The organism is Streptomyces sp. NPDC059851 (assembly GCF_042732005.1).
In the GTDB taxonomy this organism is placed as follows: Bacteria; Actinomycetota; Actinomycetes; order Streptomycetales; family Streptomycetaceae; genus Streptomyces.
This window is the reverse complement of record NZ_JBHWJJ010000022.1, coordinates 60,121-84,241: the sequence shown is the minus strand read 5'-3', so window position 1 is coordinate 84,241 and position 24,121 is coordinate 60,121. Positions and strand designations below refer to the sequence as shown.

Here is a 24,121-nt window from a genome sequence, read left to right as displayed (position 1 = left end):
CGGACAGCCCGCGGGGCGCACCAGATCATTCCGCCCCGGTGCGCCCCGTCGGCGTCCCGGCCGCCTCCGCGTCCGGCCGGGAGGAACGCTCACGCCGCGTGGCCGCCGTCCACCGAGAACTCGGCGCCCGTCACGTACGCGGCCTGACCGCCCGCCAGGAACGCGACCATCGCCGCCACCTCCTCGGGCCGGCCGAACCGCCCCAGTGCCGTCATGTCGCTCTGCGCCTTCGCCATCGGGCCCTCGGCCGGGTTCATGTCGGTGTCCACCGGCCCCGGTTCGACGAGGTTCGCCGTGATGCCGCGCCCGCCCAGCTCGCGGGCCAGCGCCCGGTTCAGGCCGGACAGCGCCGCCTTGCTCATCGTGTACAGGGTGCCGCCCGGACCCGGTACCCGCCGGGCCATACAACTGCCGATGGTGATGATCCGGCCGCCCTCGCCCATCCGGTCGGCCGCGGCCTGCGCCGCCAGGAAGGCGCCGCGCACGTTGACCGCGAGCACCCGGTCCACATCGGCCGGGGTCAGCTCGCCCAGCGGGCCGAGCACCCCGATGCCCGCGTTGTTGACCAGGACGTCGAGCCGGCCGAGCCGGTCGGCGGCCCATTCGACGGCGCCCGCCGCCTCGCCCGCGTCCCCGGCGTCGGCGCGTACGGCGTACCCCCGGCGCCCCAGCGCCTCGGTCCGCCGCACCACCTCGGCCGCCCCCTGCTCGTTCCCGGCGTAGGTGATCGCGACGTCCGCGCCCTCCTCGGCCAGCCGCAGCGCGATCGCCGCGCCGATGCCCCGGCTGCCGCCCGTGACCACAGCGGTCCTGCCGTTCATGGCCCCTCCTCGTTGTTGGTTGCATGTTCAACGAGTCCTATGGAACCGGGGCGGCGAGGCCGCTGCTGGCGGGAATCCGACCTCGCGTTCCGCGCGGCCGGGGAGCCGTCAGGAGGCCCGCCAGACCGTCATGTCCGCGGTGAGGAAACCGGGTACCTGCGGCACCGCCGCGGTCACCTTCCTCTGGACCACGAGCAGCGCGATGTCCCCCGAGGGGTGCTTCACGCAGATCTCGCTGCCGGCCGCCACCGCTGCCAGCGGCAGCCGGCGCTGCTTGGCGTCGCCGAAGTCGGCACGGCCCAGGAGAGCGCGGCAGTCCTCGAAGGTGGCACCGGGCTTGGCGAAGGCGAGGTTCATCACGCTGGTGTCGCTCACCAGGGAGCAGGCACCTTCGTACGTGCCCCCGTCGCAGGTGAAGCGGATGTCGCCCTTGTCGTTCTCCTGCCGCGTCGGCTCCTTGATGTTCACCGACGTCTTGTCATCCAGCCACTGCTGCGTGTACACGGCCGGCTTCGGCGGCCCGGACGTGTTCGCCCGGGTCTGCGACGACCCCGACCTCCCGCCGTCCGTGGCGGTGCCGGCTGCCGCCCCCGAGCCGCCCGGCTCCGTGCCGTTCGATGCAGCCCCGGCCGAAGACCGGCCGCGGGACGCGTCCAGGGCGTTCGAGATCGTCCAAGCCCCCGCCCCCAGCGCCACCGCGCTGACCACGGCCACGGCCGCGATCAGGGCCCGGCGCCGGCGGCGGGCCTTCTCCTCCTCCGGCCCGGCCGGCGGCGCCGTCACCTGCGGCGGCGCCCAGGGCGAGTGCGGGGACGACAGCGTACGGACCGGGGTGGGGTCCGCCACCGGAGCCGGGACCTCCACATCCGGGCCCGTGACTTCCCGCCAGACGGCCGGGCCGGCGCCCTCGTCGGCGTCGGGGCCCAGCAGCTTCCGGCACTGCTCCACGATCTCCGCCGGGGTGGCCCGGTCCGCCGGATCCGCGGCCAGGCACCGACTGATCAGCGGGCGCAGCGCCTCGGGCACCTCCTCCAGGTCGGGCTCCTCGTGCACGATCCGGTACAGCACGCTGACCGAGGGGCCGCCCCCGTACAGCGGTCGTCCCAGGGCCGCGAAGGCCGCCATCTGCCCCAGCGCGAACACGTCGGTGGCCGCCGTGACCTCCTCCCCGGACGCCTGCTCGGGGGCCATGAAGGTCGGCGTGCCGACGGCCGCGCCGGTGGTCGTGTGCCGGGTGATGCCCGAGGCGAGCGAGATACCGAAGTCGATCACACGCGGCCCGTCGGCGGCCAGCAGCACGTTCGACGGCTTCATGTCGCGGTGCACGATCCCCGCTTCGTGGATGACCTGCAGCGCCTCGGCCACGCCCGCCACCAGCCAGAGCACGGCCGGTACCGGCAGTGGTCCGCCCCGGGCCACGGCATCGGACAGCGACGGCCCGGGCACGTACAGCGTGGCCAGCCAGGGCGGCGTGCCCTCCGCGTCGGCGTCGATCAGTTCGGCCGTGTACGCGCCGCGCACCCGGCGGGCCGCCTCCACCTCCCGGTAGAAGCGCCGGCGGAAGGCCGGGTCCCCGGCCAGCTCCGGCCGGACCACTTTGATCGCCACCGGGCGGCCGCCCTGGGTGTGCGACAGGTAGACCCGCCCCATGCCGCCCGCGCCCAGCCGGGCCGCGAGCCGGTATCCGGCCACCGCCTGCGGATCGTCCGCCGCGAGCGGCTGGAACACCTCGGCCGCGCTCTTCATCGGGTCTTCTCCCCCTGCAGTCCACCGATCAACAGATGAGTTGATCAACGAGAGAGCTTAAGTGGCGGGCGGCGGCGGGAATCCGCGGGGAGTCCGTGCGCGCCGCGGCGATGAGTCCGGGGCGGAGCGGGAGTCTGAACCGTGCAACGGCGGCCCTCGGGCGGCAGCCGCAACCGACCGCGATCCAGGAGCGCAGAGCCATGGGCAAGCTGACCCTCACCACCTTCCTCACCCTCGACGGTGTGATGCAGGCCCCCGGCGGGCCGGACGAGGACCGCAGGGGCGGCTTCGCGTGCGGCGGCTGGGTGGTGCCCTTCTTCGACGACGCCACGGGCGAGTTCGTCGACGAGAACTTCGACCGGGCCGGGGCGTTCCTGCTCGGGCGCCGGACGTACGAGATCTTCGCCGCGTACTGGCCGCAGAAGACCGACCCGGAGGACAAGATCGCGAGCCGGCTGAACAGCCTGCCGAAGTACGTGGCCTCGACCACCCTCAAGGACCCGGAGTGGGCCGGCACCACCGTCATCGACGGGGAGGAGATGCAGAGCGACATCGTGCGCATCAAGGACGCCCTGGGGGAGGGCCGGGAGCTCCAGGTGCACGGCAGCGGGCTGCTCGCACAGTGGCTGCTGGCGCGGGACCTGGTGGACGAGATGCACCTGATGGTGTTCCCCGTCTACCTGGGCGGCGGACAGCGGCTGTTCCCGACCGGCGGACTGCCGACGGCCTGCGAGCTGGCCTTCTCGCGCACGACCCCGAACGGCATCGCCATCCACACGTACCGGCCGAAGGGCCGGGCCACTTTCGGCAGCTTCGCGTGACGCGTGATGGCGTGACCGCGTGACGGGGGCAAGGAAGGAGCGGCCGGGGCGGGAAGCCCGCCCCCGGAATGCCATCGACCGGGATGATCGCGCTCCGGTACGGTGGGGCCGCCCCCGTGCGAGCCGCCGAAGTCTCCACCCACCGCCAGCCGTTGGAGACGTCCCCCGGTGACCTCGTCCCCCCTCCTCGACCGCCCGGCCGACGCTGCCGCCCCGGCCGGCCGTGCCGCCCGCTTCGCCCGCCTCGCGGACCTGCCCGTACTGGCCGTCGCCGTCGTGTGGGGTGGCAGCTATCTCGCCGCCAAGGAGATCACCGCCGCCGACACCGTGATCGCGGTGCTCGTGCTGCGCTTCGCCCTCGTCCTGCCCGTGCTCGTCGTCGCCGGCTGGCGGCGGCTGCGCGCCCTCACCCTCCGCCAGTTGCGCGCGGCGGGCGGGCTGGGCCTGGTCCTGGGCGGGATCTTCGTCCTGGAGACGTACGGCGTCGTCCACACCTCGGCCACCAACGCGGGCCTGATCATCAGCCTCACCATGATCTTCACCCCGCTCGCCGAGGCCGCCCTGCAGCGCCGGGCCCCGTCGGGGGCGTTCCTCGCCGCCGCGGGCCTCTCCGTCGCCGGGGTCGTGCTGCTGACGCAGGGCGCCGGGTTCACCGCGCCCGGCACCGGCGACGTGCTGATCCTCGGGGCGGCCCTCGCCCGTACCGTGAACGTGCTGCTCACGGCCCGCATGACCGCCGTGAAGGACGCCGACTCGCTGTCCCTGACCACCGTTCAGCTCGGCGCCGCCGTCCTCGTCTTCGCGGCCCTGGCCGCCGTGCCCGGCACCGGCGCGACCCCCTGGGCGGCGGCCGCCGCCTTCGGCCCCGCCGAATGGGCCGGGCTCGCCTTCCTCTCCCTGTGCTGCACCCTCTTCGCGTTCTTCGTGCAGATGTGGGCCGTACGCCGCACCTCGCCCTCCCGCGTCAGCCTGCTCCTGGGCACCGAGCCGCTGTGGGCGGCCGCCGCCGGCATCGCGATCGGCGGCGAGCACCTCGGCCCGACCGGCCTCGCAGGCGCCGCCCTAGTCCTGGCGGGCACCGCCTGGGGCCGCCGCGCCGCGGGGCCCGCAGCCGCCTGAACCGCCGCGGCACCGGGCCGCGGAGTGACCGGAAAGCGCCGGGTCAGGGGATCAACCGCCGCCTTAGGGTGGCGACATGCCTCAACCGGACATCAGCGGGAACGCCCCGGACTTCCACGCCGACCCGTACTCCTTCTACGCCGGGCTGCGGGCCGCCGGCCCCGTCCACCCCGTGGGGGTCTCGGCGCCCGAGTACGAGCCCGGCTGGATCGTCGTCGGCCACGAGGAGGCCCGGCAGGCCCTGAACCACCCGGACCTGTCGAAGGACTGGAGCAGCAGCCTGCCGGAACTGGCCCGCACCGCGGCCAACCTCAACATGCTGGAGTCCGACCCGCCCCGGCACACCCGGCTGCGCCGCCTGGTGGCCCGCGAGTTCACCGCCCGCCGCGTCGAGGCGCTGCGCCCCCGCGTCCAGCAGGTCACCGACGAACTGATCGACGCGATGGCCGCCCGCCCGCGGCGCACCGCCGACCTCGTCGAGGCCGTCGCCTTCCCGCTGCCCATGACGGTGATCTGCGAGCTGCTCGGCGTCCCCGACCTGGACCGGGCCCGTTTCTCCCACTGGTCCAAGGAGGTCGTCGCCCCCTCCGGCGACACCCCGGACACCAGCGCCCACCAGAAGCTGAGCCTGTACCTCGGCGAGCTCGTCGCGAGCAAGGCCGAGGACCCCGGCGAGGACCTGCTCAGCGCCCTGCTCCGCACCCGGGACGAGGACGGCGACTCGCTCTCCCCGGACGAGCTGATCGGCATGGCCTTCCTGCTGCTGGTCGCCGGCCACGAGACCACCGTCCACCTCGTCGCCAACGGCGTGCGCGCCCTGCTCGCGCACCCCGACCAGCTCGCCGAGCTGCGCGCCGACTACGACGGCCTCCTCGACGGGGCGGTCGAGGAGATGCTGCGCTACGACGGCCCCGTCCAGAACGCCACCTACCGGTACGCCCGCAGGGACGTGGAGCTCGGCGGCACGACCGTCCCGGCCGGGGCCACCGTCCTCGTCTCGTTGGCCGCCGCCGACCGCGACCCCGGTCGCTACGCCGACCCCGACACCTTCGACATCCGGCGCGCCCCGCAGGGCCACCTCGCCTTCGGTCACGGCCTGCACTTCTGCCTGGGCGCCCCGCTGGCCCGGATGGAGGGCCGGATCGCGATCCGCGGCCTGCTGGAGCGCTTCCCCGGCCTGGCCGAGGACCCCGACGCGGGACCGCCGGCCTGGATCGGCGGGAGCCTCATGCGGGGCGTGACCCGGCTGCCGGTGCGCTGGTAGCCGCGAACCGTGTCCGCACAGGTCCGGCCCTCACAGGTCCGGCAGCTCCGCCATGGCCACCCGGCGCCGCTCCCGCCGCGACAGCTCGCACGCCTCCGCCACCCGCAGCGCGGCCAGTGCCTCCCGGCCGTCGCAGGGATTGGGGCCCTCGCCGCGGACCAGCCGGACGAACGCCGCGAGCTCGGCCTCGTACGCGGGGGCGAACCGCTCCAGGAACCCCGTCCACGGCTTGGCGGCCGGGGGCGGGCCGTGCGGCTCGGTCGAGGCGATCGGCGTACGGTCGTCGAGCCCGGAGGAGACCTGGTCGAGTTCCCCGGCCAGCTCCATCCGGACGTCGTACCCGGCCCCGTTGCACCGGGTGCCCGTGCAGGTCACCAGGGTGGAGTCGTCCAGCGTCAGCACGGCCGCCGCCGTGTCCACGTCGCCCACCTCGCGGAACCGCGGCGGACCAGCGTCCGAGCCGGTCGCGTACACCTCCGCCACCTCCCGGCCGGTCACCCAGCGGACCATGTCGAAATCGTGCACCAGGCAGTCCCGGTACAGGCCCCCGGACGCGGCCAGGTACGGGGCGGGCGGCGGCGACGGATCGGCGGTCATCGTCCGTACGGTGTGCAGTCGGCCCAGGGCCCCGGAGCGCACCAGCTCCCGCGCGGTCCGGTAGCCCGCGTCGAAGCGGCGCATGAATCCCAGCTGCAGCACCCCGCCCGCGGCGGTCACCTCGCGGAGCACCGCCAGGGTCCGGACCAGGTCGCCGGCCAGTGGCTTCTCGCAGAACACCGGCAGCCCGCCGCGGACGGCCCGCAGCACCAGCTCGGCGTGCCCGTCGGTGGAGCAGGCCACGACGACGGCGTCGACGCCCCAGGTGAAGACGTGGTCCACGGAGGGCGCGGCCGTGGCCCCCAGCCGGTCGGCGAGCCGTACGGCACGCGTGGGATCGGCGTCGGCGAGCAGCAGCGAGCCGGCGTCCGGGTGGCGGGCCAGTGCCGCCGCGTGGAAGGAGCCGATCCGGCCCGTTCCGATCAGCCCGATGCGCATGCACTCAACCTGGACCGCCCGGCGGAGGCTGTCAATCCGCATGACGGCAGCCGGAAGGCCCGGGACGGTCCCGGGGCCGTCGGGAAGCCCCCGATGGCCTCGTATCCGCCACTGTGGCGGATACTGGGCGGCTGAAACCGGAATGACCGCTTTGATGACGGCGGACCAGAAGAGCACGCATCGAGGGAAGGGCACGCAGACGTGGTCAGTGCAGGGACAGGGGTACGCGTCGTGGGCGCCGTGCTCGCGGCGGTACTGGGGGCCTCCCTCGTGGGCTGCAGCAGCACGGGCGGCAAACGCGCCGAGGAACGGGCGAAGGCCGCCGCGGCGGGCCGCCCCGCCGTGTCCACCCCCCGCTGGACCTTCGCGATGATCACCCACGCCGGCGACGGCGACACGTTCTGGGACATCGTCCAGAAGGGGGCCAAGGAGGCCGCCGCCAAGGACAACATCAACTTCGTCTACTCCCACGACGACCAGGCGCAGCAGCAGGCCCAGTTCGTGCAGAACGCCGTCGACCAGAAGGTCGACGGCATCATCGTGAGCCTCGCCAAGCCCGAGGCCCTCAAGGACGTGATCGGCAAGGCCGTCAAGGCCGGCATCCCCGTGGTCACCGTCAACTCCGGGTCCGCGCAGTCGGCGCAGTACGGCGCCCTGACCCACATCGGCCAGGACGAGCAGGTCGCCGGCGAGGCCGTCGGCACCGAGCTGACCGAGCGCGGCCGCACCAAGGCCGTGTGCGTCCTGCACGAGCAGGGCAACGTGGGCCACGAACAGCGCTGTGCCGGAGCGAAGAAGACCTTCGGCGGCACCATGGAGAACCTGTACGTCGAGGGCACCAACATGCCCTCGGTCCAGGCCGCCATCCAAGCGAAGCTCCAGGCCGACCCGTCCGTCGACGCGATCCTCACCCTCGGCGCCCCCTTCGCCCCGACCGCCGTCAAAGCCAAGGAGGCGGCGGGCAGCAAGGCCGAGGTGGACACCTTCGACCTCAACGAGTCCGTCGCCCGCGACCTCAAGTCCGGGGCCCTCGGTTTCGCCGTCGACCAGCAGCCCTACCTGCAGGGCTACGAGGCCGTCGACCTGCTGTGGCTCTACCGCTACAACGCCGACGTGCTCGGCGGCGGCCGCCCGGTGCTCACCGGACCGCAGATCGTGACCGGCGCCGAGGCCGCCGAGCTGGAGCAGTACATCAAGCGGGGCAGCCGATGACCGCGACCGCCCCGGCCCCCGCCCCCGGCCCCGCGCCGGCCCCGGGCTCCCGCTCCGGCGACGAGCGGCTCGCTCCCGCTTCGCTGCTGCGCCGCCTCCTCGGCCGTCCCGAGCTGGGCGCGGTCGTCGGCGCCGCCGCCGTGTTCGTCTTCTTCTCCTTCGCCGCCCCCAGCTTCCTGCAGGCCTCCAGCCTGAGCACGATCCTGTACGCGGCCTCCACCATCGGGATCATGGCGGTCCCGGTGGCACTGCTGATGATCGGCGGCGAGTTCGACCTCTCCGCCGGCGTCATGGTGACCACCGCGGCCCTGGTCAGCTCCATGTTCAGCTACCAGATGACCGCCAACGTGTGGGTCGGCGTCGGGGTGTCCCTGCTGGTCACCCTGGCCATCGGCTTCTTCAACGGGTTCATGCTGACCCGCACGAAGCTGCCGAGCTTCATCATCACGCTCGGCACCTTCCTGATGCTCACGGGCCTCAACCTCGGCTTCACCAAGCTGATCAGCGGCACCGTGTCCACCAAGGGGATCTCCGACATGGAGGGCTTCCCCTCCGCCCGCGCGCTCTTCGCCTCCCAGTGGACCTTCGGCGCGGTCACCCTCAAGGTCACCGTCCTGTGGTGGATCGCCCTCGTCGCCGTCGCCACCTGGATCCTGCTGCGCACCCGCGCCGGCAACTGGATCTTCGCGGTCGGTGGCGCCGCGGACGCGGCACGCGCCGTCGGCGTCCCGGTCGTGAAGACCCGGATCGGCCTCTACATGGGCGTCGCCCTGTGCGCCTGGATCTCCGGGCAGCACATCCTCTTCTCGTACGACGTGGTGCAGTCGGGCGAGGGCGTCGGCAACGAGCTGCTGTACATCATCGCGGCCGTCATCGGCGGCTGTCTGCTGACCGGCGGCTACGGCTCCGCGATCGGCGCCGCCGTCGGCGCCTTCATCTTCGGCATGACCAGCAACGGCATCGTCTACGCCCAGTGGAACCCGGACTGGTTCAAGTTCTTCCTCGGCGCGATGCTGCTGCTGGCCGTGCTGCTCAACGCATGGGTCCGCAAGCGGGCGGAGGCGAAGTGACCTCTCTGGTGAAGCTGACCGGAGTCAGCAAGTACTACGGCAACGTCCGCGCCCTGCAGGACGTCTCCCTGGAGGTCTCCGCCGGCGAGATCACCTGCGTCCTCGGCGACAACGGAGCCGGCAAGTCCACCCTCATCAAGATCATCGCGGGCCTGCACCGGCACGACGCCGGCACCTTCGAGATCGAGGGGGAGGAGACCACCCTCGCCAACCCGCGCGCCGCCCTCGACCGCGGCATCGCCACCGTGTACCAGGACCTCGCCGTCGTCCCGCTCATGCCCGTCTGGCGGAACTTCTTCCTCGGCTCCGAGCCCACCCGGGGCCGCGGCCCCTTCCGCCGCCTCGACGTGGACCTCATGCGCGGGACCACCCGCGCCGAGCTGCTGCGCATGGGCATCGACCTGCGCGACGTCGACCAGCCGATCGGCACCCTGTCCGGCGGTGAGCGGCAGTGCGTGGCCATCGCCCGCGCCGTCCACTTCGGCGCGAAGGTCCTCGTGCTCGACGAGCCGACCGCCGCCCTCGGCGTCAAGCAGTCCGGTGTGGTCCTCAAGTACGTGGCCGCCGCCCGCGACGCCGGCCTCGGCGTGGTCCTCATCACCCACAACCCGCACCACGCCCACCTGGTCGGGGACCGGTTCGTCCTGCTCAAGCGCGGCACCATGGCGGGCAGTCACAGCCGCGACTCGGTCACCCTCGACGAACTCACCCGGCAGATGGCCGGGGGTTCCGAGCTGGAGGAGCTGAGCCACGAGCTGGAGCGGGTGGCAGAATCGGACCGGCACCCCGCTCCCGCCACCGCCACGGACGGCGGGACCGACGGCCCCGCGCACGGCACCACCGCGCACGGCACCACCGCACCCTGAGGGACGACACGACTCGATGAGCACGTACCGGGACTTCACGCTCACCCACCGGGGGTCGGCGCGGGGCACCGTCCTGCGGACCATCGGGACCCGTGAGCGCCGGTCGCACCTGACCGCCCCGCGCGTCCCCACCGTCGGCATCGACATCGGCGGCACCAAGGTCATGGCCGGCGTCGTCGACGCCGACGGCGTGATCCTGGAGAAGATCCGCACCGAAACCCCCGACAAGTCCAAGAGCCCCAAGGTCGTCGAGGACACCATCGTCGAGCTCGTCCTGGACCTGTCCGACCGGCACGACGTCCACGCCGTGGGCATCGGTGCGGCCGGCTGGGTCGACGCCGACCGCTCCCGCGTCCTGTTCGCCCCCCACCTGGCGTGGCGGGACGAACCGCTGCGCGACGCCCTGCAGTCCCGCCTCGCCGTCCCCGTCATGGTCGACAACGACGCCAACACCGCCGCCTGGGCGGAATGGCGCTTCGGCGCCGGCCGCGGCGAGGACCACCTCGTCATGATCACCCTCGGCACCGGCATCGGCGGCGCCATCCTGGAGGGCGGCCAGGTCAAGCGGGGCAAGTACGGCGTCGCCGGCGAGTTCGGCCACATGCAGGTCGTCCCCGGCGGCCACCGCTGCCCCTGCGGCAACCGCGGCTGCTGGGAGCAGTACAGCTCCGGCAACGCCCTGGTGCGCGAGGCCCGCGAACTGGCCGCCGCCGACTCCCCGGTCGCCCACAACATCATCGCCCGCGTCGGCGGCAACATCCCCGAGATCACCGGCCCGCTGATCACCGAGCTCGCCCGCGAGGGCGACGCCATGTGCGTCGAGCTCCTCCAGGACATCGGCCAGTGGCTCGGGGTCGGCATCGCCAACCTCGCCGCCGCGCTCGACCCCTCCTGCTTCGTCATCGGTGGCGGCGTGAGCGCCGCCGACGACCTGCTGATCGGCCCCGCCCGGGACGCCTTCCGACGCCACCTCACCGGCCGCGGCTACCGGCCCGAAGCCCGCATCGCCAAGGCCCAGCTCGGGCCCGAAGCAGGTATGGTCGGCGCCGCCGACCTCGCCCGGCTCGTCGCCCGCCGCTTCCGGCGCGCCACGCGCCGGCGCGTCGAGCGGTACGAGCGCTACGCGCAGCTCGGCCGGCGCGCCACCCCACGCCCCGACGACCAGGAAACGCAGTGACACCCCCCACCCCGCCCCGCCGGGCGTCCACCCCCGACGGGGGCGCGACGCCGACCGCGACCGCCGCGCCGACCGCGACCGAGGACCGCAGGCACGTCGTCCGGCGCCGCTGGATCACCGCCATCATCATCCTGCTGCTGGTCGGCGTGCCCGCGGGATACCTCGCCGTGTCCGCCCAGCAGAGCCGCGCCAGCGGCCGCGACAAGGCCGCCAAGGTCGGCGCGACCAAGGTGCGCCCCGGCTGGCCCTCCCGGGTGCAGCGCAGCATCTACGACGTCCCCATCCCGCTCAAGGCCTGGCGCGTGGGCTTCCTGGAGACCAACAACTGGCACACCAGCCGGTTGTACGTGCAGTTCGCCGTCACCCCCGCGGAGCTGGACGCCTTCCTCGCCGCCCTCGGCACCAGCCGCTCCGCGCTGACCCCGGAGGTTTCCATCTCCGCGCACGACGCCGCCGTCGCCGGCTGGAGCTGGGGCCCCTCGAACAGCTGGTACGGGATCACCCTGGAGCAGCCCGACCCGCGCCCCACCCGCGACGTCACGGTCGACCTCACCGACCCGGCCAAGCCCCGCGTCTACGTGGTCTCCACCGCGGTTCCCTAACCGCCCGGCCGGGGCGGGGCGGGCCGCTAGCCTGGGATCATGAAGCTCACCAAGCGGCTGCACTCCTGCGTCCAGCTGGAGAAGGACGGGCGTGTGCTCGTCATCGACCCCGGCGCGTTCAGCGAGCCCGACGCGGGCCTCGGCGCCGACGTCCTGCTCGTCACGCACGAGCACCCCGACCACTTCGACGAGGGCCGGCTGCGGGCCGCCCTCGACGCCAACCCCGCCGCCGGGCTGTGGACGCTGCGCAGCGTCGCGGAGCGGCTGGCGCCCGCGTACCCGGGCCGCGTGCACACCGTCGGCAACGGCGACGCCTTCACCGCGGCCGGCTTCGACGTACGGGTGCACGGCGAACTCCACGCCGTGATCCACCCTGACATCCCCCGGGTCACCAACGTCGGTTACCTCGTCGACGGCTCCCTCTTCCACCCCGGCGACGCGCTGACCGTCCCCGGCAGCCCGGTGGAGACCCTGATGCTCCCCGTGCACGCCCCGTGGAACAAGGTCGCCGAAGTGATCGATTACGTGCGCGAGGTCAAGCCGGTCCGCGCGATCGACATCCACGACGCCTACCTCTCCGACATCGCCAGGCCCATTTACGACACGGTCCTGGACAACCTGGGCGGAGCGCCGCACAGCCGGATGACCGCCGGAGAGAGCGCCGCCCTCTGAGCGCCGGCCGGGTGTCGGCGCCGGGCGGTAGGTTGTCTGGTATGCGTATCGCCACCTTCAACGTCAACTCGATCACCGCCCGGCTGCCGCGGCTGCTGGCATGGCTGGAGTCCTCCGGTACCGATGTGCTCTGCGTCCAGGAGACCAAGTGCACCGCCGAGCAGTTCCCCTTCGACGAGCTGCGCGAGCTGGGGTACGAGGCGGTGGTCAACTGCACCGGCCGGTGGAACGGCGTCGCCCTGGTCTCCCGGGTCGGCCTGGAGGACGTGGTCGAGGGCCTGCCCGGCGGGCCCGGCTACGAGGGCGTTCAGGAGCCCCGGGCCATCTCCGCGACCTGCGGCGGGGTGCGCCTGTGGTCGGTGTACGTGCCCAACGGCCGCGAGGTCGAGCACGACCACTACGGCTACAAGCTGGACTGGTTCCGTGCGCTGACCACCGCCGTCGCCGAGGACGCCGCGGGCCCCCGCCCCTTCGCGGTGCTCGGCGACTTCAACGTGGCCCCCACCGACGAGGACGTCTATGACGTGGCGGCCTTCGCCGGCCTGACCCACGTCACCCCCGCCGAGCGGGCCGCCCTGGAGGCGCTGCGCGCCGCCGGGCTCGCCGACGTGGTGCCCCGCCCGCTCAAGTACGACCGCCCGTACACGTACTGGGACTACCGCCAGCTCGCCTTCCCCAAGAACCGCGGGATGCGCATCGACCTGGTGTACGGCAACGAGCCCTTCGCCAAGGCGGTGAAGGACGCCTACGTGGACCGCGAGGAGCGCAAGGGCAAGGGCGCCTCCGACCACGCCCCCGTCGTGGTGGACCTCGACCTCGACGCGTGACGCCGGATCCAGGCGCGCCCTGTGGCCAGCCGGGCGCCGCGGTGCCAGGCTGGACGGCATGAACATCCCCTTCCTGGACCACTGGCTCAACCGGAACGACACGGAACGGGGTGCGGGACTCGCCGCCGCCCTCGCCCAGGACCCCGAAGGCGTCAGCGAGTTGTTCTCGGAGTGCGAGATGCTGCGCGTCCAGGCCCGGGCGGCCGGACTCGAACTCGACGAGACCCCGGCCTCCTTGGAGGCGCTGGACCAGCTGATGCCGCGCTGGCGCCGGGATCCGGAGCTCGTCCCGTGGCTCGGCAACGACGCGGGCCTCTACCTCGGCACGGTGATCATCCGGACCCGTCCGGGCGCGAGCTGGCAGGTGCGCCCGGACGGGCAGCCGGTGATCCTGCTGGCCTCGGGCCGGGAGCTGAACGTGGTGGAGTCAGGGGTGTCCTGGGCGATGACCGGGTCCCCCGAGCTCTCCCAGGCGTACGCGGAAGCCTCCGAGGGCCTGTAGACCTCCGAGTCCTCCCGCTCCCCCAGCCGCCGGACCGCACCGGGAACGGAGCCCGTATGGCCGTCGACATCGTCTTCGAGACCCACTCGCTCACCGAGGACAACGAACGGGGCATCGCCACCGGCGGGCTGCCCGGCAGGCTCTCCGCGGCGGGCCGGCGCCTCGCCGCCGAGCTCGGCGAACGCCGCCGCAACGACGGTCTCGCGGCCGTCTTCGTCTCGGACCTGCACCGGGCGGTGGAGACCGCCCGCCTCGCCTTCGCCGGCACCACGGTCCCCGTGCACCGCGACCCGCGGCTGCGGGAATGCGACTACGGCACGTTGAACGGCAGCCCGGTCGCCGACCTCGCCGGCCACCGCTCCCGCCACATCGACACCCCCTTCCCCGGCGGCCAGAGCTACCGCCAGGTCATCGGGGCCACCGCGGACCTCCTCCGTGACCTGGCCGCCTCCCGAAGTGGTCAGCGGGTCCTGCTGATCTCCCACTCGGCCAACAAGTGGGCGCTCGACTGCCTCCTGCACGGCGCCTCGATCGAGGAATTGGTGGACGCCCCGTTCGGCTGGCGGGAGGGCTGGCACTACACCCTCCCCGACGGTTGGCCCGCTGCGACGGGTGCCGGGCGTGTTGACGGCTGAAGTGCGCTTCCCGCCCGGATAGTCGATCCTGACCTCGGCACACCGACAAGGGGGCAGGCAGCACATGACCGTCGATCCGCTGATCGAGCTGCGGGACGTGAACAAGCACTACGGGCAGTTGCACGTCCTGAGGGACGTCAACCTCACCGTCGGCCGCGGGGAGGTGGTGGTGGTCATCGGCCCGTCCGGTTCCGGGAAGTCGACCCTGTGCCGGGCCATCAACCGGCTGGAGACCGTCGAGTCGGGGACGATCACCCTCGACGGCCGGCCGCTGCCCGCCGAGGGCAAGGACCTGGCTGCGCTGCGCGCCGAGGTGGGCATGGTCTTCCAGTCCTTCAACCTCTTCGCGCACAAGACGGTCCTGGCCAACGTCTCGCTCGCGCAGGTCAAGGTGAGGAAGCGCGGCCGGGCGGACGCCGACCGGCGGTCCCGCGAGCTGCTGGAGCGCGTCGGCCTCGCCGACCAGGCCGAGAAGTTCCCCGCCCAGCTCTCGGGCGGCCAGCAGCAGCGGGTGGCCATCGCCCGTGCCCTGGCCATGGACCCCAAGGCGCTCCTCTTCGACGAGCCCACCTCCGCCCTCGACCCGGAGATGATCAACGAGGTGCTGGAGGTCATGCGGCAGCTGGCGGCGGAGGGGATGACCATGGTCGTGGTCACCCACGAGATGGGCTTCGCCCGCTCCGCCGCCAACCGGGTCGTCTTCATGGCCGACGGCACGATCGTCGAGGACCGCCCGCCGGAGGAGTTCTTCACCGCCCCCGCGAGCGACCGTGCCAAGGACTTCCTCTCCAAGATCCTCAAGCACTGACCTCAGCGCAGGGGGACCGCCACGTACGAGGGGTCGGTGGTGGGGGAGGTGAAGGTGAGCTGGGCGCCGAAGGGGTTGTACTCCGCGTACAGGGGGTCGACGGTGTCGATGACGAGGGCCAGCCGGTGGCCGGCCGGCACGTCGTAGGCGGTCGAGAACAGGTCCAGGTCCACACCGAAGGCGCGGCCCGGGGTCTTGCCGTGGAAGGTGTGGGGGGCGTGCGTGACCAGCTTGCCGATGCCGAGCGGGCCCACGTCGTAGAGGTACGCGACGAAGGTGCCGTCCGACTTGGTGGGCGTGACGGTCGTGTGCAGCTTCGCCGTGCCGCGGACGTGCTTGTCGCTGCCGTAGCGCTCGGACTGCCAGACGGCGGCGAAGGTGCGCGGCAGCAGCGGGACGGAGGCCATCGGCGGGATCTTCGCGAACTGGTCCAGGGCGCTGGAGAGGAGGACGACGCCGCCGTCGGCCCCGGTGTTGACGCCGGTGAACAGGTGCTCGGTGTCGTTCAGCGCGAGCTTCTCGGTGGCGGCTGCGCCCACCGACTTCCAGTCGGCGTAGCCCTCGTAGCCCCCGGCGCTGCGGGACTTGATCTGCACCGGGGCTTCGGTGTCGATCCCGTTGCGCTCGCCCTTGAGGTGGCGGTCGAACCAGCGGCGGGCGCTGGTCCAGGTGTCGTTGGGCAGGCCGAACAGGCCCGTGCCCTCGGCGGTGGCGTGGTCGCCGGGGCGGAATTCCAGCCGCTTGGGACCGGTCAGCTTCTCGAAGAAGGAGGCGTACTGGTTGGGCGGGAAGATGGTGTCGCCCCAGGCGTTGCCCAGCATGACCGCGGCGCCGTTGGCGTTGATCCGGTCCACCTGCTCGGAGGCCGAGCGCACCCGGCCCCACTCGATCATCTCCTGCTCCCGCTCCAACCGCGAGCTCATGAAGTCGGCGAGGATCCGGTCGAGTTCGGGACCGGGGCGGCCGGTGGCGTGGCCGACGGCGCCGAGCAGGGCGGTGGCCTGGAGGTGCTGGGTGCGGCCGGAGTAGATGGACTCGATGAGGTCGGCCCAGCCGCTGAGCGCCACCACGGTCGTGATCCGCGGGTCGTGGGCGGAGGCGAGCAGGCTGATGCCCGCGCCGTACGAGACCCCGCCCACGCCGATGCGGCCGGCGTCGGCGGGCGTGTGGGCCAGCGCCCAGTCGATGACGGCGGAGACGTCGGCGACGTCGGGCGGGCCGGCCACCTCGATCTGTCCCCCGGAGAGCCAGAAGCCGCGGGAGGCGTAGCTGACCACGACGTAGCCCGAGTCGGCGAGCTTCTTCGCCTGGGCGATGTATTCGATCTGTGGCATGCCCCAGCTGCCGGGCAGGACGATCAGCGGGTACTTCCGGCCGGGTTCGGCGCCGGCCGGGGTGAACGCGTTGCCCTTCAGGGTGATGCCGCCCGAGCCCGGGATGTCGTGGAAGGTGAGTCCGGGTGAGGCCGCGGAGGCCGCGGCCACGGACGGGGTGGGGGAGGGGGCCGGGGCCGCCGCCCGGGCCTGCTGGGGGGTCAGGCCCAGGGCGGCCACGGTCAGGGTGGCCGCCACGGCCGCCGCGGTGGGGGTGCGGACCATCGTGGGCTCCTCGCATGCGCCGATGTCGAAGTGACCCGACGGTAACGGGAGTTGCTTACCAAAGGTAACCCGTCAGTAAGTTACGCGCTGGTAACGATTGATCGAATTCCCGGTGAGGCCGCGGCGACGACGGGGTGGCCCGCTGCTGGTCAGCCGTTCTGGGGCGCGCCGTTGAGGGCGCTCTTGGCCTTCCACTCGTCCCAGGACAGGTTCCACTCGCCGTAACCGTTGCCGATGTCCGCCTTGCCCTTGGAACCGCTGCCCGTCACCTCGACCGCGTCGCCGACCTGGGACGAGTCGAACAGCCACTTGGCGTCCGAGTCGCTCATCCCCACGCAGCCGGAACTGGCGTTGGTCCGGCCGAAGTACCCGGCGTTCCACGGTGCGGCGTGGATGTACATGCCCGACCAGGTCACCCGCATCGAGTAGTCGACCATCTTGTCGTAGGAGTCGCCGAGCCCCACGGTCTGGGAGTCCATCCGGATGGTGCCCTCCTTGGTCATCAGCACCATCTTCCCGGACCAGGAGGCCTTCTTGCCGCCGGGCGTGCCCGCCGAGACCGGGATCGTCTTCACCGTCTGTCCGTCCTCGACCACCGACATCTTCTTGCTGTCGAGGTCGACCTGGAGCCGGCGGTCCTTGCCGATCTTGAAGTTGGTGTCGTAGTCGCGCACGAAGTATCCGCCGCCCTGGCCGGAGTCGACGCCGTTCAGGCTCATCTCGACCTTGACGTCCGTTCCCGACTTCCAGTACTCCTTCGGTCGCCAGTCGACGCGGTCGTTGCCGGTGTAGTCCTTGAACCAGCCCCAGGACCCCTCGGTGTTGTTCGACGTGGTCACCTTCAGGCGCTTCTCCACCTCGGCCTTGTTCTTCACCGGGTTGTCGAAGACCAGCGAGATGGGCTGGGCCACGCCCACCGTGGAGCCCTTGCCCGGAACGATCGTGACCTTGTTCACCTTGTCCGCAGCAGCGGTCTTGAACTGGGCGTTCGCGCTCTGGCTGTCCGTGTTCTGCGCCTCGACCTTGTAGTCCGTGCCCGGCGCCGCGTTGCGCTCCGAGGTCCAGGTCCGGCCGTCGTCGGCTATCTTCCCGGGCAGCTCGCCCCCCTTGCCGTCGGACACCTTCACCTGGGCGAACTTGCCCTCCGCGAGCGTGACCTTCACCGGCTCGCCGGGCTTGGCCTGGTCGCCCGTGAGGTTCACGGTGATCGCCATGGCCGCCTTGTCCTTCGACTCCGCCTTGCCGTCGGCCTTGTCGCCGCCCCCGGAGCCGCCCGTGCAGGCGGTCAGCGCTGCGGCCATGAGAGCAGTGCCCGCCAGCATGGCGTGGCGGCGGTGTGTGAAACGGCGTGTGCGGCTCAACGAAATCCCTCCAAAGCAACGGTCGTCCGGATGGGGAGATGCGGACGGGGGGACTCTAGGTTGCGCAATCCGCAGAAAAGATCCGACTTTTTGGTTGTGACCTGGACCGCAGCGAAACGGTCATCGTTCGGTCACGAACGCCGTGCAGTTCCGTCACGGACGCTTGTGAGGGTCCCGTGTATCCCACCCCGGACGTACAGGAAGGCCGATCCGCCGTGTGCGCACTGCTCGCGACCCCCGCCCACCCCCAGCGCCCGGCCCCGGATCCGGACCGGAACCGGGAGCTGGAGTTCCGTTCCCTGTCCGCGGCTGAATACCGCGCCTTCCTTTCCCGGAACCGGAACGCAAGTTTTCTGCAGTACCCGTCATGGGCCGGGGTAAAGGACCTCTGGCGCTCGGAATCGGTCGGATGGCACCACCCCGACGGGGAAATCGCCGGAGCCGGCCTCGTGCTGTACCGCCAATTCCCCGGCACCCGCAAATACTTCGCCTACCTGCCCGAGGGGCCCGTCGCCGACTGGTCCGACCCGTACCTCGACCGCTGGCTCACCCCGCTCCTGCGCCACCTGCGCGCGGCCGGCGCCTTCGCCGTGCGGATCGGGCCCTCCCCCGCCTACCGCCGCTGGGACGCCGCCGCCCTCAAGGCCGCCGCCGGCCCGGGCCGGCAGCTGTCGGACGTCCTGGCCACCGAGGTCGACCCGGTCGGCAGCGCACTCGCCGACCGGCTGCGCACCCGCGGCTGGCGGCGCTGCGGGGGCGAGGACGACGGCGACGCCCAACCCCGCCACGTCTTCCGCGTTCCGCTGGCCGGCCGCTCCGTGGAGGACCTGTGGGCCGGGCTCAACCAGGAGTGGCGGCGCAACGTGCGCAAGGCCGAGAAGTCCGGTGTGCGGACGGTCCTCGGGACCGCCGCCGACCTGCCGGAGTTCCACCGGCTGCTGGGCATCACCGAGGAGCGCGACGGCTTCCGGCTCGGCCGCTCCGCGGCCTACTTCGAGCAGCAGTACGCGGTCCTGAACGCCGAGGCCCCGGGCCGGATGCGGCTCTACCTGGCCGTCCACGAGGGCGAGGTCCTCGCCGCCCACACGATGATCACCGCCGGTGGCCGGGTCTGGTACCAGACCGGCGCCTCCGCGGACCACCGCCGCGAGGTACGCCCCAGCAACGCCCTGCAGTGGCGCATGATGCGCGACGCACACGCCCTGGGAGCGGACGAATACGACATGCGCGGAGTACCCTCCACTCTCGACCCCGCCGAACGCCCATTCGGACTGCTGCGCTGGAAGCTCGGTACCGGCGGACACGTCGTCGAAACGCTCGGAGAGTGGGAGATACCGTTGGACGGATACGCCAACACGGCGCTCTACAAGGCCTTCCAGGCCTACCTGGCCCGCCGGTGACGGCCGCCCCGTCCGCGGCCGGCCCCGACGCGCCCACCGGCCCCGACGCGCCCACCGGCCCCGACGCGCCCACCGGCCCCGACACGCCCACCGCCCCCGACACGCCCACCGCCCCCGACGCGGCAGCCGGCCCCCGCGCGACCGCCCACGCCGACGCGCCCCCCGGCGTTACGGAGGCGCCCGCCGCGGCAGCGCCCAGGACCTCGGTGCTGCGCAGCGGCGCGGTCATGGCCGCGGGCTCGATCGTCTCCCGGGCCACCGGATTCGTCCGCTCCGCCGTCGTCGTCGCCGCGCTCGGCACCGGGCTGCTCGGCGACGCCTACGCCGTCTCCAACACCGTCCCGAACATCATCTACATGCTCCTCGTCGGCGGCGCCCTCAACGCCGTCTTCGTGCCCGAACTGGTCCGGGCCGCCAAGGAGCACCGGGACGGCGGAGCCGCCTACACCGACCGGCTGCTGACCGCCTGCACGACCGTGCTCGTGCTGCTCACCGCCGTCGCCGTGCTGGCCGCTCCGCTGATCGTGGCCGCGTACACCCCGTACACCGGCAGCCAGGCGAACACCACCGTGGCCCTGGCCCGCTACTGCCTCCCGCAGATCCTGTTCTACGGGCTGTTCACCCTGCTCGGTCAAGTGCTGAACGCCCGCGGCCGGTTCGGCGCGATGATGTGGACCCCCGTCCTCAACAACCTCGTCATCATCTGCGTCTTCGGCCTCTTCCTGTACCTCTCGCACCACGGCGCGCAGGGCCTGACCGCCGGCGAGACCCGGCTGCTCGGCCTCGGCACCACCGCCGGCATCGTCGTCCAGGCCCTCGCCCTCATACCCTCCCTGCGCGCCGCCGGCTTCCGCTGGCGCCCCCGCTTCGACTGGCGCGGCCAGGGCCTGGCCCGGCCGCTGCGCAACGCGGGCTGGCTGGTCATGCTCGTGTTCACCAACCAGATCGGCTACTGGGTGGTCACCCGCCTGTCCACCACCGCCGGCCGGCAGGCCGTCGAAGCAGGCCTCGCGGGCGGCGCCGGCTACACCGCCTACAGCAACGCCTACCAGCTGTGGATCGTCCCGCAGGGCATCATCACCGTCTCCCTCGTGACCGCCCTCATGCCCCGGATGAGCGCCGCCGCCACCGACGGCGACCTCGCCGCCGTCCGCCGCGACGTGTCGTACGCGCTGCGCTCCAGCGCCGCCCTCGTCGTCCCGGCCGCCGCGCTCTTCGCCGCCCTCGCCCCCTGGGTGATGGGCAGCGTCTTCGGGTACGGCCGCACCGGCGCCGCCGACATCGAGGTCATGGCGGGCATGCTCGCGGCGTTCGCCCCCGGCCTGATCGCCTTCTCCGGCCAGTACGTCCTCTCCCGCGGCTTCTACGCCCTCTCCGACACCAGGACCCCGTTCTTCCTCAACCTGGTCATCGCGGGGCTGAACGCCGGACTCTCCGCCGCCGCCTACCTGCTGCTGCCGCCGCGCTGGGCCGTCACCGGCATGGCCGCCGCCTACTCCGTCGCCCTCTTCGCCGGCCTCGCCGTCACCGCGTACGTCCTCGCCCGCCGGCTCGGCCCGCGCAGCGCCGGCCCAGGGACGAGCCCCGCAACCGCGCTCGGCACCCACCTGCGGCTGCTCGCCGCCGCCCTGCCGGCGGCCGCCGCCGGGTACGCGGCCGCCCGCGCCGCCGACCGGTCCGGCCTCGGCGACCTCGCCGCGACCGGCGCGGGAACCGCGGTGATCGCCCTCGTCGTCGTCCTCCTCGCCAGGCCGCTGCGCCTGACCGGGATCACCGATCTGCCGGCCTCCCTGCGGCGCCGCACCGGCCGCTAGCGGAGCACACCGCCCACCACCACCCTTGGACACGACCGGATGCCACGCGTACTGCTGATCGAGGACGACCCCTCCGTACGGGAGGGGGTGGGCCTGGGCCTGCGCCGCCGGGGCCACGAAGTGAGCGCCGCCGACACCGGCGAGGCCGGCCTCGCCCTGATGGGGACCTTCCGCCCGGAACTGGTGCTGCTCGACCTCATGCTCCCCGGCATCAACGGGGTACAGGTCTGCCGCAGGATCCGCGAGACCAGCCAGGTCCCGATCATCATGCTGACCGCCCGCGGCGACGACTTCGACATCGTCGTCGGACTGGAGGCCGGCGCCGACGACTACATCGTCAAGCCCGCCCGTACCGAGGTCATCGAGGCCCGTATCAAGGCCGTGCTGCGCCGCCTCGGCGACACCGCGGCCGGCCGCCCCGGGGTGGAGTTCCACGCGGAGCTCGCCCTTGACCGAGCCGGCCTGACCGTCGCCAAGAACGGCGAACGGGTCCCCCTGGCCCCCAGCGAGCTCAAACTGCTGCTGCACCTGTCCGCCTCGCCCGAGCAGGTCTTCTCCCGCCAGCAGCTGTTGGAGTACGTGTGGGAGCACAGCTACCACGCCGACGCCCGGCTCGTGGACGCCTGTGTGCGACGGCTGCGCCACAAGATCGAGGACCCCGGAGCGGCCCCCCGCTACATCCAGACCGTCCGCGGCTTCGGCTACCGCTTCGGTCCCCTGTAGGCGCTCCGGTGGGACGTATCGCACGCATCGCACCCCTCGGGCTGCGCACCCGGCTGATCGCGGCCTTCCTGCTCGTCGCCGCGATCAGCGCGGTCAGCACGGCCGCCCTCACCTACCAGCAGGCCCGCAACGCCGTCCTCAAACAGAGCCAGGACACGGCCGTCAGCACGCTGCGCGACCTGATGGAGGCCCAGTACGTCAGCCTCCCCATGGACCAGAGCCAGCTCCAGAGCCTCGTCACCGAACTGGCCAAACGGGGCAAGCCCCACCCCTGGAACATCTTCGCCGAGTACGGGGCCCTGCGCGCCTCCAGCAACGGCGCGCCCACCTCCACCGTGGTCAGCGACCAGCTCCGCAAGCAGGTCGGCGCCCACCCGCACGGCGCCTTCCAGCGCGTCGCCGACAGCAGCGGGTCCCCCTACCTCGCCGTCGGCATGCCCGCCGTCATCAGCCGGGGCGACGGCCGGCAGGCCACCGGCCTCGTCGTCTTCGCCACCATGCCCCTGGCGACCGAGCGCCAGACCGTCGAGGCCATGGTCGAAGCCGCCAAACAGGGCGCCGTCCCCGGCCTCGCCATCGCCGTCGTCCCCGCCCTCCTCGCCGCCCGCAGCGTGCTGCGCCCCGTACGCGACATGCGCCGCGCCGCCCAGCACCTGGGCCGCGGCCGCCTCGACACCCGGATCGAGGTCCGCGGCGCGGACGAACTCGCCGGGCTCGCCCGCACCTTCAACGAGACCGCCCGCGCCCTCGAACAGTCCGTCAGCGAACTGCGGGAGGCCGAGACCCGGGCCCGGCGCTTCGCCTCCGACGTCTCCCACGAGCTGCGCACCCCGCTCACCGGCATGCTCGCCGTCACCGAGGTCCTCGACGAGGACGCCGAGCGCCTCGACCCCGACACGGCCGCCGCCCTCCGCCTGGTCAGCGCCGAGACCGGCAAACTCGCCGTCCTCGTCGAGGACCTGATGGAGATCTCCCGCTTCGACGCCCGCGCCGCCGAGCTCAACCTGGACGACGTCGACGCCGCCGAGGCCGTCCGCAAGACCCTGGAGCGCCGGCACTGGGACGACGACCGGGTGACCACCGACCTGCCGCGGCAGGCCCGCGCCCGGCTCGACCCGCGCCGCTTCGACGTCGTCCTCGCCAACCTCGTCGGCAACGCCCTGCGGCACGGCAGCGCCCCGGTCCGCGTCACCGTGCGGACCGCACCCCGGCCCGGCGGCCCCCGCCTGCTGATCGAGGTCGCCGACAGCGGGCCCGGCATCGCCCCCGAGGTGCTGCCGCACATCTTCGACCGGTTCTACAAGGCCGACGCGGCCCGCACCCGCTCCGCCGGCAGCGGCCTCGGCCTCGCCATCACCCTGGAGAACGTCCGCCTGCACGGCGGGACCCTGCGCGCCGCGAACGGGCCCGCCGGGGGCGCCGTGTTCACCATCGACATGCCGCTGGAGGCCGACGCGTGACCAGGAGCCCGTCCCCGCCCCGGACGCGCCCGGCCGCCGCCGGTCTCCCGGCCCTGCTCGTCTGCGCGGCGCTCGCGGGTTGCGGGATCAAGCCCACCGGGGTCATCGAGAGCGGCGCCCCCGCCGAGGTGAAGGTGGGCGGGCCCGTCCAGCGGCCGCTGGTGTACTTCGTGGACCCCCAGGACCGGCTCCTCCCCTCCCCGCAGGACTACTCCTCGGACGGGGTCTACGGCGGCGTGGTGAGGCTCCTCGCCGGCCCCTCCGAGGGGCAGAAGGCCGCCGGTCTGCGGACCGCGCTGCCCCGCGTCGACGTCAAGACGGCCGCCGGTGCGCGGGTCGCCGCCGCGGGGGAGGTCGTCGAGGTGCGCCTCCCGTTCAACGTCGGCCCCCTGTCGGACCTCGCCCGCCGCCAACTGGTGTGCACCGCGCTCTCCACCAGCGCCTCCCAGTACCGCGCAGTGTTGGTCGGCCCGGACACCACCGTCGAGGCGGCACACTGCGATGCGGGCGTCGTCGGCTGACCCCGGGCGGGGCAGCCGGCCTCGGGCCACCCGGGCCCCGCGGTATTCGGTGGCCCTCGGGTGCCCC

At 72.9% G+C, this 24,121-nt stretch carries 23 protein-coding genes; 18 read left to right on the top strand and 5 right to left on the bottom strand.

Translation table 11 applies throughout. The features are described 5' to 3' along the window. Positions 1-89: 89 nt before the first annotated feature. Positions 90-821 carry an SDR family oxidoreductase gene (locus tag ACFV7Q_RS10815; protein WP_385426511.1) on the bottom strand — a complete coding sequence of 244 codons (732 nt, stop codon included), beginning with the start codon at positions 819-821 and terminating at the stop codon, positions 90-92. 108 nt (positions 822-929) lie between these two features. Beyond that, the gene (locus ACFV7Q_RS10810) at positions 930-2,567 is read right to left on the bottom strand and encodes a serine/threonine-protein kinase (RefSeq protein ID WP_385426508.1); all 1,638 of its coding nucleotides are present in this window, start codon (positions 2,565-2,567) and stop codon (positions 930-932) included. Between the two features lie 200 nt (positions 2,568-2,767). Here ACFV7Q_RS10810 and ACFV7Q_RS10805 point away from each other — a divergent pair, with 200 nt between their 5' ends. From ACFV7Q_RS10805 to ACFV7Q_RS10795, 3 genes are all read left to right on the top strand, one after another. Continuing rightward, entirely contained in the window at positions 2,768-3,388 is a 621-nt protein-coding gene (locus ACFV7Q_RS10805) for a dihydrofolate reductase family protein (protein WP_385426505.1), read from the top strand. A gap of 168 nt (positions 3,389-3,556) precedes the next feature. Beyond that, positions 3,557-4,507 carry a DMT family transporter gene (locus ACFV7Q_RS10800; RefSeq protein ID WP_385426502.1) on the top strand — a complete coding sequence of 317 codons (951 nt, stop codon included), beginning with the start codon at positions 3,557-3,559 and terminating at the stop codon, positions 4,505-4,507. Between the two features lie 76 nt (positions 4,508-4,583). Beyond that, the gene (locus tag ACFV7Q_RS10795; protein ID WP_385426499.1) at positions 4,584-5,771 is read left to right on the top strand and encodes a cytochrome P450; all 1,188 of its coding nucleotides are present in this window, start codon (positions 4,584-4,586) and stop codon (positions 5,769-5,771) included. Between the two features lie 30 nt (positions 5,772-5,801). Here ACFV7Q_RS10795 and ACFV7Q_RS10790 read toward each other — a convergent pair whose 3' ends face one another. Then, positions 5,802-6,806 carry a Gfo/Idh/MocA family oxidoreductase gene (locus ACFV7Q_RS10790; protein WP_385426496.1) on the bottom strand — a complete coding sequence of 335 codons (1,005 nt, stop codon included), beginning with the start codon at positions 6,804-6,806 and terminating at the stop codon, positions 5,802-5,804. A 231-nt stretch (positions 6,807-7,037) separates the two neighbouring features. Between ACFV7Q_RS10790 and ACFV7Q_RS10785 the strand changes: the two genes are divergently transcribed. From ACFV7Q_RS10785 to ACFV7Q_RS10740, 10 genes are all read left to right on the top strand, one after another. Next, entirely contained in the window at positions 7,038-8,018 is a 981-nt protein-coding gene (locus ACFV7Q_RS10785) for a sugar ABC transporter substrate-binding protein (protein ID WP_385426493.1), read from the top strand. Then, on the top strand, positions 8,015-9,088 hold the full coding sequence (locus tag ACFV7Q_RS10780) for an ABC transporter permease (RefSeq protein WP_385426491.1): 1,074 nt from the start codon (positions 8,015-8,017) through the stop codon (positions 9,086-9,088). Before ACFV7Q_RS10785 ends, ACFV7Q_RS10780 begins: the two co-directional genes overlap by 4 nt. Further along, positions 9,058-9,954, top strand: a complete 897-nt coding sequence (locus tag ACFV7Q_RS10775) for an ATP-binding cassette domain-containing protein (RefSeq protein ID WP_385426487.1) — start codon at positions 9,058-9,060, stop codon at positions 9,952-9,954. Before ACFV7Q_RS10780 ends, ACFV7Q_RS10775 begins: the two co-directional genes overlap by 31 nt. Before the next feature lie 16 nt (positions 9,955-9,970). After that, on the top strand, positions 9,971-11,131 hold the full coding sequence (locus ACFV7Q_RS10770) for an ROK family glucokinase (RefSeq protein ID WP_385426484.1): 1,161 nt from the start codon (positions 9,971-9,973) through the stop codon (positions 11,129-11,131). Then, entirely contained in the window at positions 11,128-11,733 is a 606-nt protein-coding gene (locus ACFV7Q_RS10765) for a hypothetical protein (RefSeq protein WP_385426481.1), read from the top strand. Before ACFV7Q_RS10770 ends, ACFV7Q_RS10765 begins: the two co-directional genes overlap by 4 nt. A 39-nt stretch (positions 11,734-11,772) precedes the next feature. Beyond that, a complete protein-coding gene (locus ACFV7Q_RS10760) occupies positions 11,773-12,405 on the top strand; it encodes an MBL fold metallo-hydrolase (protein ID WP_385426478.1) in 633 nt (210 codons plus the stop codon). A gap of 41 nt (positions 12,406-12,446) precedes the next feature. Next, complete coding sequence (locus tag ACFV7Q_RS10755) at positions 12,447-13,232, top strand: exodeoxyribonuclease III (RefSeq protein WP_385426476.1); 786 nt, start codon at positions 12,447-12,449, stop codon at positions 13,230-13,232. Between the two features lie 58 nt (positions 13,233-13,290). After that, on the top strand, positions 13,291-13,734 hold the full coding sequence (locus ACFV7Q_RS10750; protein ID WP_385426473.1) for a DUF6278 family protein: 444 nt from the start codon (positions 13,291-13,293) through the stop codon (positions 13,732-13,734). A 56-nt stretch (positions 13,735-13,790) separates the two neighbouring features. Then, a complete protein-coding gene (locus tag ACFV7Q_RS10745; protein WP_385426470.1) occupies positions 13,791-14,369 on the top strand; it encodes a histidine phosphatase family protein in 579 nt (192 codons plus the stop codon). A gap of 64 nt (positions 14,370-14,433) precedes the next feature. Continuing rightward, positions 14,434-15,177: an amino acid ABC transporter ATP-binding protein gene (locus ACFV7Q_RS10740; protein ID WP_385426467.1), complete on the top strand. Its 744-nt coding sequence runs from the start codon at positions 14,434-14,436 to the stop codon at positions 15,175-15,177. Positions 15,178-15,179: 2 nt separating this feature from the next. Here ACFV7Q_RS10740 and ACFV7Q_RS10735 read toward each other — a convergent pair whose 3' ends face one another. Both ACFV7Q_RS10735 and ACFV7Q_RS10730 read right to left on the bottom strand, forming a co-directional pair. Then, a complete protein-coding gene (locus ACFV7Q_RS10735; protein ID WP_385426464.1) occupies positions 15,180-16,775 on the bottom strand; it encodes a CocE/NonD family hydrolase in 1,596 nt (531 codons plus the stop codon). A 149-nt stretch (positions 16,776-16,924) separates the two neighbouring features. Continuing rightward, positions 16,925-18,076 carry an Ig-like domain-containing protein gene (locus ACFV7Q_RS10730; protein ID WP_385426461.1) on the bottom strand — a complete coding sequence of 384 codons (1,152 nt, stop codon included), beginning with the start codon at positions 18,074-18,076 and terminating at the stop codon, positions 16,925-16,927. A 275-nt stretch (positions 18,077-18,351) separates the two neighbouring features. Between ACFV7Q_RS10730 and ACFV7Q_RS10725 the strand changes: the two genes are divergently transcribed. The 5 genes from ACFV7Q_RS10725 to ACFV7Q_RS10705 all read left to right on the top strand — a co-directional run bounded on the left by ACFV7Q_RS10725 (position 18,352) and on the right by ACFV7Q_RS10705 (position 24,054). After that, positions 18,352-19,536 (top strand): lipid II:glycine glycyltransferase FemX, encoded by a 1,185-nt coding sequence (locus tag ACFV7Q_RS10725; RefSeq protein WP_385426458.1) that lies wholly within the window; start codon positions 18,352-18,354, stop codon positions 19,534-19,536. Between the two features lie 206 nt (positions 19,537-19,742). Continuing rightward, the gene (gene murJ / locus ACFV7Q_RS10720; RefSeq protein WP_385426523.1) at positions 19,743-21,350 is read left to right on the top strand and encodes a murein biosynthesis integral membrane protein MurJ; all 1,608 of its coding nucleotides are present in this window, start codon (positions 19,743-19,745) and stop codon (positions 21,348-21,350) included. Positions 21,351-21,389: 39 nt separating this feature from the next. Continuing rightward, a complete protein-coding gene (locus ACFV7Q_RS10715) occupies positions 21,390-22,073 on the top strand; it encodes a response regulator (RefSeq protein ID WP_385426455.1) in 684 nt (227 codons plus the stop codon). A 17-nt stretch (positions 22,074-22,090) separates the two neighbouring features. Then, on the top strand, positions 22,091-23,533 hold the full coding sequence (locus ACFV7Q_RS10710; RefSeq protein WP_385426520.1) for an ATP-binding protein: 1,443 nt from the start codon (positions 22,091-22,093) through the stop codon (positions 23,531-23,533). Continuing rightward, positions 23,530-24,054, top strand: a complete 525-nt coding sequence (locus ACFV7Q_RS10705) for a hypothetical protein (RefSeq protein ID WP_385426452.1) — start codon at positions 23,530-23,532, stop codon at positions 24,052-24,054. Before ACFV7Q_RS10710 ends, ACFV7Q_RS10705 begins: the two co-directional genes overlap by 4 nt. Positions 24,055-24,121 lie beyond the last annotated feature (67 nt).